Consider the following 17,300-nt stretch of genomic DNA (forward strand, 5'->3'; position numbering starts at 1 on the left):
ACTAAACGTATCAGGATCCGGCAATCGATTAACTGCGTTTGCCAATTCCGCTGCTGTTATCATGCTGCGTTGTCGTCCTCTGCCATTTTTTCGTGAATATTTTTAAATATGTCTCGCTCCCACTCGCTTATTAGCCTTAAAAGCTCCTTGGTCACTTCATCATGAGCACAGCTGTAGCTTTTGTGGTTGATACCGATTATTTGGCACCGGCTTCTTTTTGATATTGGTTTGCGTCCTCTGCCATGGCAATGTGTGCAAATTTCTGGATTTATACTTGTTGCTTTCTCGCCTGGCGCTAACCCACTGCCATCACATTCACCACATACCGGCTGTACGTGCTCATACACTGCTGACATTACCAGGCCGTTTAATGTGTCAGGCTTTATCTTGTACTGCCGTATCTTGATAAAAAGCGTTGCATGCATAGTTAAAGAACGTACTACACGCTTTAGCCTTGTTTCTTCACCAACATATCTAAAGTAGGCCCAGCTAGTCTGACAAGGCGGTAAGCCCGCTAGTGCATGTGCTGCCGCTCTCCAGTCGATAACGTCTTGACCGCTGCCGCCAAACGTACCAGTTAGATTAAGTGTTTTAGTTGTTAGTTTTGCTAGTAGTTTGATCGGCTGCATTCTATTTACCCCCAAAGCGCAATCATTGCTGCGTCACGTTTATCTTCGTTTGTGCGGCCTTTCCAGCCTGTGATCTTGTTGAAATAATTGCCGTCATTTTTAGCTTGGCGTTTTATTGGCCCCTTTAGCGGTCTTACTTTGATTACTTTGTAGTTGTGGCTTTCTAGCAGTTCGCATATAAGTCGGGCCACAGCTTTACAGCCGCCAACGTCTTGGCATATTTTTTCGCGTATCGCTCGTTTGTTCTTAGCCTTCTCGCCAAACAGCGGTTTTATCATGTTTGGATCTTCGACTTTTACGATAATTGTGTCTTTTGGTCCTGCTGCGTCTAAATACTCGATTAAATCAAAAAGCTTTACCGTTGCTAGGTCGATAATCTGTTTATTAACTACTATGGCTATGCCGCTTTTATCTGTGTCTGGATCTATGCCTATTGTTATATTCATTATGCTGCAGCCTTGTGTTTTTCCGTTTTGCTTATTCTCTCCTTAGCAATGTCAAAGTAATTCTTGTCTAGTTCAATGCCTATGAACTTTCTACCTAGTTTTTTTGCTGCAACGCCTGTGGTACCGCTACCCATTGTAAAATCTAAAACTACATCCCCTTTATTACTGTAAGTTTTTACAAGCCATTCCATTAAAGCTAGCGGCTTTTGTGTCGGGTGAAGATTTGATTTTCGCTTATCGCTTGAGAACTTTTGGATGCTTCTAGGGTAGCGTGATGTACTATCGTAATTTGTTTTTTTAAACCCTTTACCGTAACACTCACTGTTCACACTACTTATTTTAGCTGTTCTACGAGGGTGCCCCTCTGTTTTTTGTGGGTTGTATGTCGGTAACTTGTCGTAAAAAACAAGTATTGACTCATGGTTTCTTAGCGGCATTTTTTTAGCGTTAAAAAATCCGGTACCATTCGGTTTGTCCCATACTAAATCATACTTAAATAGCTTTATGTTGCTGCAAATTAAAATGCTAGTAAAAGGTTGTGCAGCCGTAAAAACAATTGCTGACCTTTCTTTTGCAACTCTGCTTACTTGTTGCCACATTTTTGAAAGATCCAATACTGAATCCCATTTACACATTGTGGTACCGTAAGGTGGATCGACTAGAATTAAGTCCACGCTGTTGTCATCGAGTTTGCCTAACTCTTCCAAACAATCTCCATTGATCAAATTCATCATTGGTTCACCTCAATCAATCCTTCTTCCAGCAAGATGACTTGCGTTCTTAGCATGCCCTCGTATGCGTTTAGCCGAATTAAACGCTGATCGCCTAATGATGTCCGTCCGTCTATTGCGTCATGGCAATTTGAGCAAGCATAAGTCGCATGAATATCATCACATTTTTGCGATATGCCCGAACCGCGACCAACATGGGCCAATACCGTTGTTGACGGATCAAAGTTACATACGCCTGGTATGCGAACTTGACACTCTTGGCCCTTGGCGCTTTCGCGTATTTTCTTACTAAAAACTGGTTTTCTTTTTATAAAGCTCATGTTGTTCTCGTTATCCAAGTGCTATTAGTTGATGTGCTGCATGTTCTGCTTCTTCTGGATCATCGAATGTTTTTGATAAAACAAAATTCCAGCAAACAGTGAACGCCTTTTTGTAAAACTCTCTAAATTCTTCGTCGCTCATTGAGTTGAAGTTAATAGATTTAGTTACCCGTTTAGCTCCTTTAGGTGTCATAACTAAATCAAACAAGCCAGCTTCTTCTTTTATCCATTCGTGCAGTGCTTCCTTGCTTTTGTGTGGCACTTCTACTGTGCTAGCACGCTTGGTTTTAAGGTTAGATAGATACGCATTGAAAAATGTTTTAAGGCCGCTTGTCTCTGCGCCTTGTAACTCTGCGTATCGAATAACGCTAGTTAACACCGCTTTTTCACTGCTTCCTATCAAGCCGCCAGTTGGTTGCCAATAGTCAAGCGTTAAAGCGATAAGTCCGGCCCAATAGCGACGATGATAGCCAAGAGCGCGATCGCTCAATCTAACAGCGTTCACTTTATAACCTCGGCCCGGTCGCCAATTACTCAGAGTGTCAAAGTCAGCTTGTGTTGCTGCTTCCATCAATCCGTCTTGGCGTTTAACTAACGTTAATTCGGCTGGCATTTTAAGCGGCCTTTTCTTTTTGCGGCTGCGTTTCAGCTTCTTGCTTTTGAACTTCCTCTCTGTGAGCAAGTTTTAAAACCTCTGCCGTTGCTGATAGCAATGCGTCGCGCAAGTCTCGCGGCAAGTTATAGCGCTCTGTGATCACGGTTGTAGATTTGACTAACAACTCTGTAGCCTTGTTAATATTGGGCTGTACGCCATCTTGAATAGCTTTAGCCGCATGACTTTTTGCCGCTGATAAGAAACCGTCGCTGATCAGTTCGCCAGTTGGTGATAGTTGCTGTAATGTGCTTTTCTTAGTTGCTGACATTGGTTTTTTCCTCTTTGTTTAAAATTTCAATTTCACAGCCGCCGTGTAAATTAAATTTACGGCCAGTTTTTATGCTTAAGACTTCTGTGCAAACGTACAAGTCAAAGCTTGGTGATTTGTATAAAGCGCTTTTCTTGTACGCTTTACCGTTTCGCTTCAATATAAATTCAGTGCCATCCTCAATATCACGTAACTTCATGCTCTCACCGCCTTGAATATTTGCTCTAACGAGTCATTGAGCGAGTAACCTTGCGTTGGCGGCACCTTGCTTGATGCAAAATTGCCTGGTGTTGCTTTTACGTTTTCAATACGTCGAGCTGCTTGTCTGTTTTGGCTGTGTGTTTTATTGCGCTGTGCGTGCTTGGCCTTAGCCGCTTCTTTCTGATCCTTGACGTATTGCGCAACACTAGGCACTCCAACCTGCTTTGCAGCCTCGGCCATAACTCTGTTACCTGCTGCCGTAGCTAAATTGATTTGTCTCGGTGTTGGATTGCGAACACCGTCTAACATCGCTGCTTTAGCTTTTCGTGCATCGTTAACCACTGACCAGTAGCTATCCCCTAAAATCTCTTTTAGTGCTCGAATAAATTGCTTTTGGTCTTGTTCGTAGGATTTCATTGCTCTATCCCACGTACTTTAGGTAAGCCGGCGGCGCGTTATGCTCAATCTTTAACGGTATCGGACTTAATTCATTTTTGCCGTAAAGATCAGCAAGGATTGTGTACTGTTCCTTAGCCATTTTTTGCCATGCGCTATCAGCAATGTTGGCTCTAGCTGCAGCGATTTTTTGGTTTAACCAGTAAACTAAAGGCTCAGACCATTCTTTGTCCTTTCCGTAGTTTTTAATTCGCTGCTCGTTTATCTCAGCCATACACTGCGCAAGTGTTGGCATGCCGCGAGATTGCAAGCATAAGATTTTGAACTCGATAGGATTAGGCGCGTACCGCTCACTTGTCGAAAGTAAACGGGCCATTTCAAGCGCTGCACGAACATGCTTAGCAATGATCCCCATACCGTACAGCTGTTTGGCATATTCGTTTGCAAACATCACCAGGTTTCCGCGCCAGTTAAAATCGCTGTTTGGGTAGTATGCTTTAAGCGATGGCAACACCTCGTCGCTGATCAGTTTTACAAGAACGTCATTGGCTTGTCGTTTGTCGGTCTGGTTTATTTTTGATATTTGAGTATTCATCAAAGAACCTCGTCATCGTGTGGTGTTGGTATGTGCGCGACTGATTGCTGAAGCGCTGCCAGCTGATCGCCAACGTTCCCGTTTTGCCGCTGGCTGAAATGGCTTGGCGCATAGTTATTTTGATTTGAATTCGCTATCCAGTTGTATTTGAAACCCTGCCAATTTCTAGTTATGCACTCAGACAAACAATCATCAACGCTAATGCCGTTATCAAAAGCTATTGTGAGTTGGTTACCAAAAGTGTTTATCACTGTCTGGCTTAGTGGCGCCTTCTTTGCTTTTCGCATTGCAACCCAATCATCAAAAATTTGTTGTGATGGCATTTGTGGCCACAGAGAAAAATCAAATAATTCGAGCGGGCTTTTTTTGGTACTTTTTTTATTATTATCTTTTGTATTAGTTTCTTTTCTTATGTGGCAGTCATTTTCGACTAGTTTTTTAGTCGTTTTTGACGAGTCTGCTAGTCGTTTTTGACTAGTTTTAGAGTCGTTTTTAACTAGTCGTTTTTGACTAGTTTTTAGTTGTTTCTGACTAGTCTCAATTTCAACCCAGTCACTCACAACAGGATTCACACCTGTACTTTTACCATCGCGAACCAGCACTTTTTTTGACACCAAACCTTTTATAATTTTTCCAATGTTTGTACTGTCAATACCAGTCAAATTACTAAGCTGAGTATTCGTGATCCAATCTACTTTTTTCTGCCAACGAAACGTTTTACCAATAACAGCAAAAATTATTTGATACTCACGCGCACTTAGCTTCACTGGCGGATTAGCAAGCGTGTCCGTTAGTTTTTGCGCAAGCCTGTCGTAGCCGTTTTCAATATCAGCTTTCACATACCCACCATCTTTATGCTCATGCCGTACCACTTGATTGCATGTTGGTTCATCCTGCGATACAGGGAACTTGTAAATTTCTGCTAAATTAGCCATAATTACTCCTGTTATTACTGAACCCGCTTTAGCCGACCAAAGCTATTTGAAGCGGGTTTTGTTTTATCTGCGAGTTGCGTAGTTTCGGCTGTGCAACTCGCGCATTTCTGCGCAACCAATACACAAGTTGGTATTCACTGCTTGCTGTCTTTCTTCTGGTATTTCGTTGCCGCACTCTATACATTCTTCGGAAGGTTCAACCGTATTCCCTTTTATGTTTTCAAGTGCTCGCGACTGTTCGCGCTCAATTTCTATTTGTGCGTTATCTGCTGCGTCCATTAAGCTGCTCTCAATGCTGTTCTTGTTGGTGGTGTTGGTGGTGTGTCTCGGACTGTTTGCTCAAGCTCTGCGTTTAATTGCAGTGTGACTTCAAGTATTTTGCGAATTGACGCTTGTACTTTTTTAAAGTCATCCTTGGTGATCATTCCGTCATCGCGTGCCGTTTTTAACTCTTTTGCAAAGTCGCCAACAGCAATTTGAAGCGAAAGAATTTGATCGGACAACTCGTCATCCGACAAACCTGCAGGATCGGGCAAAGAAATAAGCGCTTTACCTAAGCTAAAGGCCCACGCTTGCAGGCAACGATGATCACGGGTGAGGTGCGTAATAGCGATAACCTCTCTAAAGCCTAAAATGTGCGTATCGCAAGCATCATCTAACTTACTTCTAAGCACTGTAGGGTTAGCACCCATGCTGCGTGCTAGCTCGGCAATGTTGTAATCAGCCTTAAAGCTTTCGGCGGCGGCCATAGGGCATCGTGCGCTAGGTGGTGCGTCACACGTACCTTTCTTTGATAAAAGCATTTATATTATTCCCTAGGCTGCTGACTTTGATTGATCTTTCTTATAAAGAGACAGGTCCACTTTGAGCGCGCCCTTTGTGATTAGTTGAAATTCTAATGCTCTGCCTTTAGGAATGATTTCCCCCCACCGAGAGACACCAGCATGAGTAATTCCCAACTTCTCAGCTGTTTTTACAACTCCGCCAAAATGGTCAATTACAGTTTGCTTATACATAGCCAAGATCCGTTAATGTTACTTTAGTAACAAGATAATAGATCATAGTAACTTTAATTACAAACCCTTTTAAGTTAGGTAACTTTTATGACAGTGATTAAATCAGAAAACTCATGTAACATTGGTTACATGAAAATAAATGAACGAATTAAGCTGTTGCGTAAATCCGCAAAGCTATCACAAGAAAAAGTTGCCGAACTGTGTGGCGTAACACGAGTAACGATCACGCATTATGAAAGCGGAAAGAACAGTCCGTCAGGAAAGAATTTACTAAACCTTGCCAAAGCCTTAAATACCACTCCTGCCTATATTATCAATGGCATTTCAGAGGTTAAATCAAGTGAAGTTAGCGAAGTTGGATGTTTAGAGCAGTGGGATGGCTCTACACCTTTACATGATGATGAAGTAGAGGTTCCATTTTTCAAGGAGGTTGAATTGGCGGCTGGATCAGGATCGTTGGTTACAAAAGAGAACTCAACTTTTAAATTGAGATTTTCAAGGACAACTCTGCGTCGGTACAATGTTGATCCAAGTGCTGCCGCGTGCGTTACTGTTAGCGGTGACAGCATGAGCCCTATACTACCTGACAAGTCCACAGTAGGAATAAACACTGCGTCTAAAACAATTAAAGATGGATTTATGTATGCTTTAGATCATGATGGATTTTTGCGGATAAAAGTCGTACACAGATTGCCTGGCGGCGGCTTAAGGCTAAGAAGCTTCAACAGAGATGACTTTCCAGATGAAGATTATAACCAAGAAGAAGCAAAAAAAATCAAAGTTCTAGGTTCTGTTTTTTGGTATTCTGTTCTTCTGCCGCAATAGTAATAATAAAATTATTTCTTTTGCGGTTACTCTCTATGGCAAGCGCTAGAAAGCAACTTTGCTGAGGCATCCGATTTTGCATTGCCTAAGTTCTTTACAATGCACAGAGTTGCCGTTTTTGGTATAAAAAATATATAAACAAATTAAGCCAATTAAAAAAGCAAAAACCTAAAATAGCTTTATGTATTCATGCCGCCTGCTTTTCATTGCTCTTCCCCAATGTCGCAAAAAAATGTAATGTCATCTACAAATTCATAAAATAATGCTTTATCTTTCACTGATACTATTCCCAGCCACATTTCATAAATCTCAAAACCTAAAGCGTAAAGCTTGCTTCCTGTTTTTTCTTCTATATTCATTCTTGCTGTTGAAAACTGATTCAAATATTCCAGCTTGGCATGATGCGGTAAATTAACGAAGTCGTCAGGTGTAGGGAATGTCTGCTGAAAGATAGTGTCAGCCATATATATAGCTTTCCCTATGGTTATTTGAACGTGATCGTCAGAGTTGTAAATTTCATCTAAAACAAGTTTTAATCTCGCCCTAAATAAATCCCTATTATTTTTTTCTTTTTTCTTAAAAAAACTAAACATTTCAAGTCCTTTTTGAGCTTTCTTTTCATAGTAGATAAAGCAATATAAAAAATAAATGTAATTTTAGTTACATTTCTCATTGACTCACGATGTAATTTAAATTACCTTTGATGTAACTTTAATAACAGTCGTGAGTATCAACATGGACAGCAACACTAACCAACTTAAACAGTCTGTTGAATTGGCATTGCACCGCTTAATTTCAGCATCACTTACTTTCGCACTAGCTAAGCACACAGCTTGCGTGAATATTTCACCAGCTAATGATGTGGTTTCAATATTCATAAAAGACGAGTCAAACGAGACTGTTGCCTTAGAAACCATCTTGCTAAATGCGAAAGATTCAGCTCAAAAAATCAATGCAGTAACTGACGAGCTTAATCAGCTTAACTGCCCTCTCGATCTAGTGAGCTAAGACCATGGACGCTAAGCAAATATTCCAACGACTAGCCGACCCTTTCGAGCCTGAGCATTTAGAGTGGCGCGTACAAGCCAGTGGCATTTCATTTCAAGGCAAGCCTTGGGTTCGTGCCATTGCTTATGTTGATAACCGCGCCATTCAAGCGCGACTTGATGAAGTTCTAGGCCCAATGAATTGGCGCAACGAATACGAAAAAACAGAAAGCGGCTATTTATGTGGTTTATCTATTCGTGTTGATAACGAGTGGATCACTAAGTACGACGGCGCTGAGTTTACATCGATTGAAAAACTAAAAGGCGCGTTGTCTGGCTCAATGAAGCGTGCGGCTGTTCATTTTGGCATAGGCCGTTACTTGTACGCGCTAGAAGCTGATTATGTGAATGTAATCACCAAAAACGAAGCGGGAGCGGACGCTAAAAACGACGGGCATTATGTGCGTGTTTATAAAGATAACCGCAATAAGCGCAAACAAGACTCTATTGAGTGTTATTGGTTCCCACCTGTTTTGCCTGCATGGGCTTTACCAAGAGCTGACTTTCAACCTTACCTTGACGCTATTGGTTCTGCTAACTCACTCGACGAACTTAAAACAGCATACACGGTTGCGTATCGAGCAGCCGAAGCGCTCAACAGAATCGACTTAAGGGACCAGGCTACAGCAATCAAAGACAAAACTAAGCCAGGGCTGGAAAAGCAACAAGAAGAAACCACTGTCAGCAAAAACAAGCAGTTTTTGTCGTGGCTTAACACGCGAATTGGCGATCTTGTTACAAGCGCCGAGAACGAATCAATTTTAAACCTTAACCATAAAAAATTGCTTCAAGAGGTTAAGGGCCATTGTAGAGCTAACAAAATTGACGCAACCAATTTTGTTAGCCAGGTAAACGAAGCGCATCAACAAGCACTAATCAACCTAAGAAACTAAATGGAGCATAGCACCATGACTACATCAAAGCAAAGCACTGCAACAAACCTAGTAGAAGTTGTTTTTCAGCAGGACCTAACAAAGCAAGGTTTAGCAGATTTACGCAAGAAGTACCCTAAATCATTCACGTTAAACATGAAAGATGATGGCGACTTTAAAGAAGCTCGTAAAATCCGCACTGAACGTAACAAGCTAACCAAGGCAATCAATGATCGTCGTATTAGCTTTACAAGCGAGCTAAAAGGCCACGGCGACGATTTAATTTCTAAAGTTAACGAGATTTATGATCCTATCGTCATCGCATTTGAAGAAGAAGATAAGCACCGCAAAGAAGAAGCGGCCAGAATCAAAGCTGAGCATGACGCAATGCTTGAAAAGCAACGATTGGAAATTGCCGACATTAAAGGCTTTATTCAGCAATGCAAAGGTAAAGACTCACAATACATTGCTGACGCACTAGAATCTGTGGATTTAATTGAAACAGACGTTTTCCATAAGGACGTTATTCACGAAGCTATCGACACTAAAAAAGAAGTGATCGACACGCTTAATGAAATGTATCAAACAGCAAAAGCGAATGAAAAAGTTGAAGCTGAACGCGAAGAGCTACGCGCACAACAAGCGCAACTCGAAAAAGAGCGCACCATTGAAAACCGCATTAACAACCTGCGCAACAATCCAATGGAATATTTAGGCAAACCAAGCCAAATGATCCAAGACCGCATTACTCAACTTGAGAACTACGCGCCAAGCGCTAATGATTTTGGTCAACGTTTAGATGAAGTTATCCAGCTTCAAGCACAGGTAATTCAGCAATTGCGCATGATGCTTACACAAGCCAAGCTGGTTGAAGCCGCGCAAGTTCAAACACAAGCAGAACATGCTCCACAAGAAACCACTCACGAAGCAGCGCCGACCTACGAAAACGAGCCAGCTAGCGATACGCAAACAACGGCTATTCATACTGAGCTAGACGAAAATACTCCGTTACTTGGCAGCACTATTCACTCTGACGTTTTTGAAAGCTCGAAAGAAATCACTGGCTATCAACCGTTGCAAGTATGGCCTAGTGATCAAGAGCGTGCAGAGAGCGACGTATTAGACAGTGTATGTGATCAGCTAGAAGTAGCGGAAAGTCACATTCTTTTCTTAGAAGCAGAATTAAACAAAGCGCTAGCAGCTTAATTCATTCTCCAACCACGGCAGCGCCTTCGGGCGCGCCTTTATCAAAGGTATCAACATGGGTTCAGTAACAAGAATAGCGCAGCACAGAATGAACGAGCACTTACGCACAAAAGACATTGTGATCGGCGCTGCATGCGTAAAAGCATCAAAAGTCGATGGTGTGGAAGTGTGGATTTTACCTGGCTGCAAAGCCACTCGTAATCGAGCAGAAGCGGTAAGTGTATGTAAGAAAATGCACGCGTTGATCTTAGAGTTTGGCGGTATCAAACCAACAGAAAAAGCTAGCCGAGCGGCTTAAACAATAAGGAATAAAAATGAGTAACGAAACAAAAGAAGAATTTACACCAACAATCGATCCAAGTAGTACAACAGTACAAGAAATGTTCGGTCGTATTTTAAATGAAAAAATTCAAGCCGGAGCGCTTGAAGTAGCCATCAGCAAAAAGGTCGATTCTCTTATAGAGTCAACCGCAGATGATGTTTTTCGTAGTTACAGCGATTTAGGCAAAGCTCTAAGAGAAAAAATGACCAAGGCCATCATGCCTCAGTTAGAAAGTATAGGTGACTTGCCGACGTATCACGACTTTGTAATAAACCGTTTAAAAGTTGCAGCACAAGGTTTTTATGACTCAAGACTCACCGAGGTTCTTGATAAAGAATTTGCAGAAATATTGGCGGAAGTACCAGAAAGCATAACGCTTTCTTACATCGTTAATTCGCTACTTGAAGAAGCACAAGAAGATAATGAAGCAGAAGGAGAAATAACCCTAATTATAAACGACGCCAATTACTCATGGTCTGAGCCGGGTAACTCGCTATCAATCTACATTGATAAACAAGAACACCAAAGTGAACATGATTGCTCGTTTTATCTGTACTTAAGCAAAGATAAAGAGACGGGTAAATACGATATTTTAAGAGTTAAAGTTGATGATAAAAAGCCAGGTGAAACTCTATCAATGGGCCGCTTATATCGAATGGAAAAAATATTATTTAACGTGTATGCAATGAAAGGCCAAATAGAGCTTGATCGAGGACTTGATCCCGATGACTACGATACTTCTTGGAGTCACTACTAATGCACGATTACATGGCATTAATTGGTAATTCTTCTCGTGCTTGTGATGCGAGAAAGAAAAAAGACTTTTTAAAAATGGCGATAGTAAACGGCGCTCGCGTAGTTGCTGTTGCTGTAGTTGTAATTTTAACGACAAAGTAAGGTGACGAAAATGGCACAAATCAAAACAGACGTAGATGCGTTTTTCTCTGAACTTGAAGCAGGCGCTTTTAAAGCAAAGCTACAACACATGCTAAGCGAAGTGGCTTTAGGGCAAGTTATTCACGGCGGAAAAAACCGCAAAGGAAAAGTAAATATTGAACTTTCATTTCAACAGGTCGGTGACAACAACCAGGTAATGCTATCAAGCAAGGTGTCATTTACAGCATTAACAAAGCGTGGGGCAAAAGCGGAGACAGCTACCAATGAAACACCTTTTTATGTTGGCAAAGGTGGTGTTCTAACAATTGAGCAGCCGAAAGAAGAATACAACGGCCAATTTTCACTGGTTCAACAGTAATCAGCAATCAATTTCAAAACAAACCAAAAGGTAATTAAGTTATGTCATTAGACAAATCAGCTATTCAACTAATCCAAGAGTCTGCAAATATTCCGTCGCTATTAATGCAAATTAATGCAACAAAAGTCCCTGTTGCTTTAGTACCTGACAGTTTCAGTGTAAAGGATCTAGAGAAGTACATGCCATTTAGAGCAAGCTATCGCTTGAATTTTAACACGGCCCTGCCATCCGACTTCTTTGATTACGCGCAAGAGTACGATAACGATAACGCAAAGTGCTTTATTGATCCCGAAAGCATGAGCGCGTCATTAATATTCGACCTCGGCAACGAAGATCAGCCAGAGCATCAAAATCACACAGCGAATTTGAACTTGAAAAGAACAGAAGCTTACCGAGCGTTGTTAAGCATAGCTGGCGCAAAGTTAAGCCAGAAAGAAGCCGGTGATTTTATAGAAGATTGGGCCGACCATCTAAATATTACAAGTACGGCTGGTGAAGTTATGACACCAGCTCAAGCCAGCAAAAAACTGCGTGACTTAACAATCGAAGCAGCAAGAAGTATCAATTCTAAAGTTGATGACTTTGGCTACCAAGCCAGCGCGCTAGATAGTGTCGAAGCAAAAAACAGTGACGCATTGCCAAGCTTCATTGACTTTAAATGTATTCCCTACCAAGGCTTAGGCGAAACAACTTTCCAGCTACGTTTATCAATACTTACAGGCGGTGACAAGCCTCTCGTTTCCCTGCGCGTTATCAAACTCGAATCCAAAAAAGAGGATATGGCAAACGAGTTTAAGGCATTGGTTGTTGATGGCTTCAAAGATAACCTGCTTCAAACATTCATTGGCACTATTTAAACCTTTATTTTAACTGGCCCTTATGCGAGGGCCATAACAGGAGAATAACAATGGCTCGCGGAGTTAACAAAGTAATCTTGGTTGGCAATTTGGGACAAGATCCAGAAGTACGTTATATGCCTAATGGCAATGGCGTGGCAAATATCAGTTTGGCTACAACTGATAGTTGGAAGGATAAAAATACAGGTCAATTGCAAGAGCGCACAGAATGGCATCGCGTCATTTTGTTCGGGAAACTTGCTGAAGTAGCTGGTGAATACTTGCGTAAAGGTTCACAGGTTTACATTGAAGGCCGCTTGCAAACTCGCAAATGGACCGACCAATCAGGCCAAGAAAAATACACAACAGAAGTCGTTGTTGATATGGGCGGACAGATGCAAATGCTAGGCGCTCGCGGCGGAGATCAGCAACAAGGCGGCTACAACAACCAGCAACAAGGCGGCTACAACAACCAGCAACAAGGCGGTTATAACAACCAACAGCAAGGTGGTTACAACAATCAACGCCAGCAATCAGCACCAAGGCAAGGTCAACAGAACTCACAGCGCAATCAACAAAACAATAGACAGCAAGGCAGTTATAACAACCAGCAACAAGGTGGGCCACAAAACCCAATGGAGCCACCGGTAGATTTTTACGATGATGATATCCCGTTCGCGCCAATCGGCTTGCAGTACCCTGCTCTATTGATGTGTATGTAAGGAAGGCCCCATGTTTGAACAATTTAAAGGCCAAAAATTTAACCTTATTTACTCTGATCCCGCTTGGTCTTTCAGCAACAAAAAGACAGGCGGAAGCATGAAAAGCGGAGCTGAGCATCATTATAAATCGACTATGACGGTTAACGAGCTGAAGGCAATGCCTATAGATGACATTGCAGCCGACGATTGCATATTGGTTATGTGGTATGTCGGTGCAATGCCACAAGAAGCCTTAGACGTTGTGAAAGCATGGGGTTTCACGCTTAAAAATATGAATGGCTTCGTATGGAACAAACTTACTGTAAATAACATCCCATTTTTTGGTATGGGCTTTTGGACCCGCGGTGGAAGTGAGTCAGCCATTATCGCAATTAAAGGCAAGCCTAAAGTTGCTAGCCACTCAGTTAGAGCCGTAGGTCACTTCGATCCAGAAAGCTTAGACGAAGTTTTGAAGCACACAATATTTAGCGGTGCTTTTAAGGTGGGACAGCATAGCGAAAAGCCAAACGAGTTTAGAGAGGCATGCGTAGAGCTCGCAGGTGATGTGCCTCGTATAGAGTTGTTTTCTCGTAAGCGTGTTAAAGGCTGGTCTGTTTGGGGTAATGAAGTGGGCAAATTAAATATGAAGGCGAAAGCGGCATGAACGGATTAACACCTATTTGTGATTACTGCGGTGACTTTTCAAAAAAAGTGACAGGTAAAGAAATTTACCCTCATCGTAAAGATCTTTATCAAATGACTTTTTATAGCTGCAACTGTCAGCCTGGCGGCGCTTATGTTGGCTGCCACGGCACATCAGAAAAACCTCTAGGCAGGCTTGCAAATAAAGAACTGCGCCAAGCGAAAAGCGCAGCTCATAGAGCCTTTGATCAACTATGGCGCCATAAACTAATGAAACGCCAAGAGGCTTACAAATGGCTGGGTACTCAAATGAATAAGGCAGGACCGGACTGCCACATTGGTATGTTTGATGTTTCGGAATGCCGGAAAGTTGTTGAGCTAAGTAAAGCAAAACTTATAGAGCTAACAAATGAAACCACAAGTTAAACGCCGAGCGCATAACTGGTTTGCGCTCAATAACAAAGAGGGTTTATCAATGGCAAAGAATGAGTATAAATGCCGAGTTGATGGCGTACTAGGCAAAGTAGGAAAAGCTTTTGCCCTGTGCGGCAAAGCTGGTGTTAATAGCAAGTGTGCAGCGCATGGCAATTTTAAATGCGAACACAAAATGAAGGTAGTAAAGCAAAAGGTGAAACCATGAAAAAACGACCAACTTGCAAACAGTACCTAACGCACTTATTCCAACAAATGCGGATAGCAATGCCTGATAAGCCAGGTGAAGCAGCCAAGCATTTTCACCTGTTTATGAATGATGTAATGACCGAGCCAAAGATACGCATTTATTACAGCACTGTGAAAGGCCGCACTTATTACGATATGGAAATACCAAACAAAGACGAAGGTTTTGCTGAGCGTTTAAATACAGTGGCAGGACATATAAACAGTGCCATCTATTTGGCTGCAAACCCGATTGATAACAAGAAAACAGCATAGGTGATTTATGAGTAAGATTAAAATAGAAGATATCGAAAAAGTTATTATTCATTGGTCTGAGTCGTATTTAATTAACGACATTCTTGGATGTGATGATAATGATGATATTGAAAAAGAAATATCAGTTGTTGATCTTGAGAAGTTAATAACTGATGCAGCAAACGATATTTCATCAGGTTACGATAAAACATCAATGACCATCACCATGAAAGACGGGCTTGTGTGGGCCGATAATTCAAAATTCCATATAACAAAAGGCGACACTCTTTATTCGCTATTAAATAAAGGTCAATAGGCAACTAATGAGTAACTACACATGCAGAAAGTGCAAAGCCAAGCTAAAGGCCAATGAAGCATACGAATATCGCGGCGCGTTTTCCTGTGAAGATCATTTTGATGAAGTTATTGAAATGCGCGATTTTGAACGCAACGAGATAATTCAAGAAGAACACAATAAAACCAAAGTCTTTGAAGGTCTTGATCTGACTGATAGCGCTATTGGCAATGCCAATAAAAAGCTATTAAAACCAAACATTGAAATTGCTAGTAAAGAAAGTCAGCGATTAAAAAATTATGAGAGAGGTGATTTATGAAGCTAGGTCAAATAAGAAAGGTAACGTTTTCAACTTTTCGCGGCGCACTATCTGGCAATGGTGGGTTTTACGAATACGATCAGGACGTAACTAGAAATTGCCGAATTGTTATATCTAGGTTTGGTAATCTTAAATGGCAAATAGTGAAGCGTAAAAATCAGCACTTATGGGATTGGGCTTTAGATACCGATCAAGAGGTTTTAGATAGCCTTGAGTTAAATGAAGTTGAAATTTTAAATTGATAGGTGATTTATGAACAAAGCAAAACTAATGAAAGCCCGTAAGTGGGCTGAACAACATTTTTCGCCTGAGTCTATGCCTAATCAGCGATGCTTGCGCAATTGGGTAATTGAAGGCACAGTGAAAGGCGAACTAATTGGCCCTGGTCAACATGCCTATATTTATGATGATCAAGTACCGGGATCAATCAGCAAGGCACATTCAATAGCACTTGATTTAGCGGCGAACAGTTAAATGGCACCAAGGAAACGAAATAACAATAACAGGGATCTCCCTCCCTACTTATACTTTGAAAGCGGTAAAGGCTACCGCTTAACGCTTACTAATGGTGAGCGCAAAGTTATCAGTAAGAATAGAACGGAAGCTATAATAATAGCAACTGAGTACAACCGCTTAAAACGTGCTTCAATGCTTGATGTGATTTTGTCTAGTGATAGTAAGTCGTCACCGCTTGCTGAGCACTGCGATGCGATCCTTGAACGCATGATCACAGATAAAGAGCCAGGCAAAAGCCTACTTTCAACATGGAATAATGATATGGCGCGCGTTAAAGGTTTCTTTAACATGCCTGGCAACCAGATTGATCTTGGCACAGTAACCGACTATATGGACGAATTTCACGGCAAGGCCAGCAACAATGTATATAATCGCAAGTTAGGATTTTTGGAATTAGTATTTGACTATGCTAAAGACATTGGAGAAATGAAAGAAAATCCAGCCAAGCTTAAAATTAAACGGCCAAAAGAAGCTAAAAAGCGTAAGGCGCTTGATGTTAAGTCTTTTACATTGATCCGTGAAGCTGCCCCGCTGTGGCTTAAAACCGCAATGGATTTAACACTGCAAACAACACATGCAGTTTTAGAAATATCACGAATCGAGTACAAGATAAAAAAAGCCGAGCAAGGCCGATGTGGTTGTATATGGTATGACGAACCAACTATCGTTGCTGGTGACGTTATTTATGGTGAAATAGCAATTCACCGCCAAAAAACCCATAAGGCCGAAGCCTCGCATGTAGTTATACCAATAGGCCAAACAATTAAAGACATTATCGACGCCAGTCGAGATAATATAGCTTCACCTTATGTTGTTCATAAGCTGCCTAAGAGCAGGTCCAACCCAATGAGCAAAGAGGTAAAACATATCACTCAAATTGTTAGTCACAACATAAGTAGAGAATTTTCAAATGTTCGAGATCAGCTTGGTTTGTTTTCTAATTTGCCAAAAGAAGAACGTCCAACTTACCATGAAATCAGAGGCATGGCCGCTCGCTTAATTGAAGCGCAAGGCATCAGCCCTCAAGAAAGAATGGGTCATTCAGATAGCAAGTCTACAAAGATTTATACAAGCTTTGGAAAGGGCATTGAGTGGGTTCAAGTGCCTCACATCAAAGTTCAGATCTAACAGTGTTTATAGATAAAAAGCCTGTGGTAAAATAGATCCTAAGTTATTGATTTAATTAAATGCGTTAAATGCGTTTTTTGCACTTTATACACTGTTTAAAAATACAGTTAAATCAATATAAATGCTTTAAATACAATGAATTAGTTAATTTCAGCTTGTTAACATGGGGTGTCAGGGGTCGCAGGTTCAAATCCTGCTATGCCGACCATTTTAACCCTTTAAAATCAACGCCT

33 protein-coding genes are annotated in these 17,300 nt (G+C 41.4%); 19 read left to right on the forward strand and 14 right to left on the reverse strand.

Annotated elements, in window-relative coordinates; all coding sequences use genetic code 11:
- Positions 1 to 59: 59 nt before the first annotated feature.
- From ACN0WX_RS14485 to ACN0WX_RS14545, 13 genes are all read right to left on the reverse strand, one after another.
- The gene (locus ACN0WX_RS14485; RefSeq protein WP_417623058.1) at positions 60 to 629 is read right to left on the reverse strand and encodes a hypothetical protein; all 570 of its coding nucleotides are present in this window, start codon (positions 627 to 629) and stop codon (positions 60 to 62) included.
- A 5-nt stretch (positions 630 to 634) separates the two neighbouring features.
- Positions 635 to 1,075 (reverse strand): hypothetical protein, encoded by a 441-nt coding sequence (locus ACN0WX_RS14490; RefSeq protein ID WP_417623059.1) that lies wholly within the window; start codon positions 1,073 to 1,075, stop codon positions 635 to 637.
- Entirely contained in the window at positions 1,075 to 1,809 is a 735-nt protein-coding gene (locus tag ACN0WX_RS14495; protein ID WP_417623060.1) for a DNA-methyltransferase, read from the reverse strand. The genes ACN0WX_RS14490 and ACN0WX_RS14495 overlap by 1 nt, the downstream gene beginning before the upstream one ends.
- Positions 1,806 to 2,126, reverse strand: a complete 321-nt coding sequence (locus ACN0WX_RS14500; RefSeq protein ID WP_417623061.1) for a DUF1364 domain-containing protein — start codon at positions 2,124 to 2,126, stop codon at positions 1,806 to 1,808. The genes ACN0WX_RS14495 and ACN0WX_RS14500 overlap by 4 nt, the downstream gene beginning before the upstream one ends.
- A 10-nt stretch (positions 2,127 to 2,136) precedes the next feature.
- Positions 2,137 to 2,739 (reverse strand): DUF1367 family protein, encoded by a 603-nt coding sequence (locus ACN0WX_RS14505; RefSeq protein ID WP_417623062.1) that lies wholly within the window; start codon positions 2,737 to 2,739, stop codon positions 2,137 to 2,139.
- Position 2,740: 1 nt separating this feature from the next.
- Entirely contained in the window at positions 2,741 to 3,049 is a 309-nt protein-coding gene (locus ACN0WX_RS14510) for a hypothetical protein (protein ID WP_417623063.1), read from the reverse strand.
- Positions 3,036 to 3,248, reverse strand: a complete 213-nt coding sequence (locus ACN0WX_RS14515; RefSeq protein ID WP_417623064.1) for a hypothetical protein — start codon at positions 3,246 to 3,248, stop codon at positions 3,036 to 3,038. The genes ACN0WX_RS14510 and ACN0WX_RS14515 overlap by 14 nt, the downstream gene beginning before the upstream one ends.
- Positions 3,245 to 3,667: a hypothetical protein gene (locus ACN0WX_RS14520; RefSeq protein WP_417623065.1), complete on the reverse strand. Its 423-nt coding sequence runs from the start codon at positions 3,665 to 3,667 to the stop codon at positions 3,245 to 3,247. Before ACN0WX_RS14520 ends, ACN0WX_RS14515 begins: the two co-directional genes overlap by 4 nt.
- Positions 3,668 to 3,671: 4 nt before the next feature.
- The gene (locus ACN0WX_RS14525) at positions 3,672 to 4,241 is read right to left on the reverse strand and encodes a hypothetical protein (RefSeq protein WP_250660213.1); all 570 of its coding nucleotides are present in this window, start codon (positions 4,239 to 4,241) and stop codon (positions 3,672 to 3,674) included.
- Complete coding sequence (locus ACN0WX_RS14530) at positions 4,241 to 5,176, reverse strand: replication protein (RefSeq protein ID WP_250660212.1); 936 nt, start codon at positions 5,174 to 5,176, stop codon at positions 4,241 to 4,243. Before ACN0WX_RS14530 ends, ACN0WX_RS14525 begins: the two co-directional genes overlap by 1 nt.
- 63 nt (positions 5,177 to 5,239) lie before the next feature.
- The gene (locus tag ACN0WX_RS14535) at positions 5,240 to 5,455 is read right to left on the reverse strand and encodes a TraR/DksA C4-type zinc finger protein (RefSeq protein ID WP_417623066.1); all 216 of its coding nucleotides are present in this window, start codon (positions 5,453 to 5,455) and stop codon (positions 5,240 to 5,242) included.
- The gene (locus ACN0WX_RS14540) at positions 5,455 to 5,925 is read right to left on the reverse strand and encodes a phage regulatory CII family protein (protein WP_417623067.1); all 471 of its coding nucleotides are present in this window, start codon (positions 5,923 to 5,925) and stop codon (positions 5,455 to 5,457) included. Before ACN0WX_RS14540 ends, ACN0WX_RS14535 begins: the two co-directional genes overlap by 1 nt.
- Before the next feature lie 66 nt (positions 5,926 to 5,991).
- The gene (locus ACN0WX_RS14545; RefSeq protein ID WP_417623068.1) at positions 5,992 to 6,192 is read right to left on the reverse strand and encodes a Cro/CI family transcriptional regulator; all 201 of its coding nucleotides are present in this window, start codon (positions 6,190 to 6,192) and stop codon (positions 5,992 to 5,994) included.
- 87 nt (positions 6,193 to 6,279) lie between these two features.
- Here ACN0WX_RS14545 and ACN0WX_RS14550 point away from each other — a divergent pair, with 87 nt between their 5' ends.
- Positions 6,280 to 7,017 (forward strand): XRE family transcriptional regulator, encoded by a 738-nt coding sequence (locus tag ACN0WX_RS14550; protein ID WP_417623069.1) that lies wholly within the window; start codon positions 6,280 to 6,282, stop codon positions 7,015 to 7,017.
- 203 nt (positions 7,018 to 7,220) lie between these two features.
- Here the strand turns inward: ACN0WX_RS14550 and ACN0WX_RS14555 are convergent, their stop codons facing one another.
- Positions 7,221 to 7,610 (reverse strand): hypothetical protein, encoded by a 390-nt coding sequence (locus ACN0WX_RS14555; protein ID WP_417623070.1) that lies wholly within the window; start codon positions 7,608 to 7,610, stop codon positions 7,221 to 7,223.
- A 142-nt stretch (positions 7,611 to 7,752) separates the two neighbouring features.
- On the opposite strand from ACN0WX_RS14555, the gene ACN0WX_RS14560 reads away from it, so the two are divergent.
- From ACN0WX_RS14560 to ACN0WX_RS14645, 18 genes are read left to right on the forward strand one after another with little or no spacing between them, the layout of a single operon-like run.
- Positions 7,753 to 8,025: a hypothetical protein gene (locus ACN0WX_RS14560; RefSeq protein WP_417623071.1), complete on the forward strand. Its 273-nt coding sequence runs from the start codon at positions 7,753 to 7,755 to the stop codon at positions 8,023 to 8,025.
- 4 nt (positions 8,026 to 8,029) lie between these two features.
- Positions 8,030 to 8,956, forward strand: coding sequence for a Rad52/Rad22 family DNA repair protein (locus tag ACN0WX_RS14565; protein WP_417623072.1), 927 nt, complete (start codon positions 8,030 to 8,032; stop codon positions 8,954 to 8,956).
- Between the two features lie 15 nt (positions 8,957 to 8,971).
- Entirely contained in the window at positions 8,972 to 10,141 is a 1,170-nt protein-coding gene (locus ACN0WX_RS14570; RefSeq protein ID WP_417623073.1) for a hypothetical protein, read from the forward strand.
- Positions 10,142 to 10,196: 55 nt separating this feature from the next.
- Entirely contained in the window at positions 10,197 to 10,439 is a 243-nt protein-coding gene (locus ACN0WX_RS14575) for a hypothetical protein (RefSeq protein WP_417623074.1), read from the forward strand.
- A 16-nt stretch (positions 10,440 to 10,455) separates the two neighbouring features.
- Positions 10,456 to 11,220 carry a hypothetical protein gene (locus ACN0WX_RS14580; protein WP_250660202.1) on the forward strand — a complete coding sequence of 255 codons (765 nt, stop codon included), beginning with the start codon at positions 10,456 to 10,458 and terminating at the stop codon, positions 11,218 to 11,220.
- Positions 11,221 to 11,231: 11 nt separating this feature from the next.
- Positions 11,232 to 11,360 carry a hypothetical protein gene (locus ACN0WX_RS14585; protein ID WP_417623075.1) on the forward strand — a complete coding sequence of 43 codons (129 nt, stop codon included), beginning with the start codon at positions 11,232 to 11,234 and terminating at the stop codon, positions 11,358 to 11,360.
- 10 nt (positions 11,361 to 11,370) lie between these two features.
- A complete protein-coding gene (locus tag ACN0WX_RS14590; protein WP_250660200.1) occupies positions 11,371 to 11,718 on the forward strand; it encodes a hypothetical protein in 348 nt (115 codons plus the stop codon).
- Between the two features lie 41 nt (positions 11,719 to 11,759).
- Positions 11,760 to 12,575: a DUF2303 family protein gene (locus ACN0WX_RS14595; RefSeq protein WP_417623076.1), complete on the forward strand. Its 816-nt coding sequence runs from the start codon at positions 11,760 to 11,762 to the stop codon at positions 12,573 to 12,575.
- Between the two features lie 50 nt (positions 12,576 to 12,625).
- Positions 12,626 to 13,276 (forward strand): single-stranded DNA-binding protein, encoded by a 651-nt coding sequence (gene ssb / locus ACN0WX_RS14600; protein ID WP_417623077.1) that lies wholly within the window; start codon positions 12,626 to 12,628, stop codon positions 13,274 to 13,276.
- Positions 13,277 to 13,286: 10 nt separating this feature from the next.
- On the forward strand, positions 13,287 to 13,919 hold the full coding sequence (locus ACN0WX_RS14605; RefSeq protein WP_417623078.1) for an MT-A70 family methyltransferase: 633 nt from the start codon (positions 13,287 to 13,289) through the stop codon (positions 13,917 to 13,919).
- On the forward strand, positions 13,916 to 14,323 hold the full coding sequence (locus ACN0WX_RS14610) for a zinc-finger-containing protein (protein WP_239977027.1): 408 nt from the start codon (positions 13,916 to 13,918) through the stop codon (positions 14,321 to 14,323). Before ACN0WX_RS14605 ends, ACN0WX_RS14610 begins: the two co-directional genes overlap by 4 nt.
- Entirely contained in the window at positions 14,307 to 14,537 is a 231-nt protein-coding gene (locus ACN0WX_RS14615; protein WP_417623079.1) for a hypothetical protein, read from the forward strand. Before ACN0WX_RS14610 ends, ACN0WX_RS14615 begins: the two co-directional genes overlap by 17 nt.
- Entirely contained in the window at positions 14,534 to 14,830 is a 297-nt protein-coding gene (locus ACN0WX_RS14620) for a hypothetical protein (RefSeq protein ID WP_417623080.1), read from the forward strand. The genes ACN0WX_RS14615 and ACN0WX_RS14620 overlap by 4 nt, the downstream gene beginning before the upstream one ends.
- Positions 14,831 to 14,837: 7 nt before the next feature.
- Positions 14,838 to 15,125 carry a hypothetical protein gene (locus ACN0WX_RS14625; RefSeq protein ID WP_417623081.1) on the forward strand — a complete coding sequence of 96 codons (288 nt, stop codon included), beginning with the start codon at positions 14,838 to 14,840 and terminating at the stop codon, positions 15,123 to 15,125.
- Positions 15,126 to 15,132: 7 nt separating this feature from the next.
- Positions 15,133 to 15,423 carry a hypothetical protein gene (locus ACN0WX_RS14630; protein ID WP_417623082.1) on the forward strand — a complete coding sequence of 97 codons (291 nt, stop codon included), beginning with the start codon at positions 15,133 to 15,135 and terminating at the stop codon, positions 15,421 to 15,423.
- Positions 15,420 to 15,665, forward strand: coding sequence for a hypothetical protein (locus tag ACN0WX_RS14635; protein ID WP_417623083.1), 246 nt, complete (start codon positions 15,420 to 15,422; stop codon positions 15,663 to 15,665). The genes ACN0WX_RS14630 and ACN0WX_RS14635 overlap by 4 nt, the downstream gene beginning before the upstream one ends.
- 10 nt (positions 15,666 to 15,675) lie before the next feature.
- A complete protein-coding gene (locus ACN0WX_RS14640; RefSeq protein ID WP_417623084.1) occupies positions 15,676 to 15,897 on the forward strand; it encodes a hypothetical protein in 222 nt (73 codons plus the stop codon).
- The gene (locus ACN0WX_RS14645) at positions 15,898 to 17,067 is read left to right on the forward strand and encodes a hypothetical protein (protein ID WP_417623085.1); all 1,170 of its coding nucleotides are present in this window, start codon (positions 15,898 to 15,900) and stop codon (positions 17,065 to 17,067) included.
- Positions 17,068 to 17,300 lie beyond the last annotated feature (233 nt).

Origin of the sequence: Parasphingorhabdus sp. (genome assembly GCF_048269915.1) — a bacterium.
Classification (GTDB): Bacteria; Pseudomonadota; Alphaproteobacteria; order Sphingomonadales; family Sphingomonadaceae; genus Parasphingorhabdus.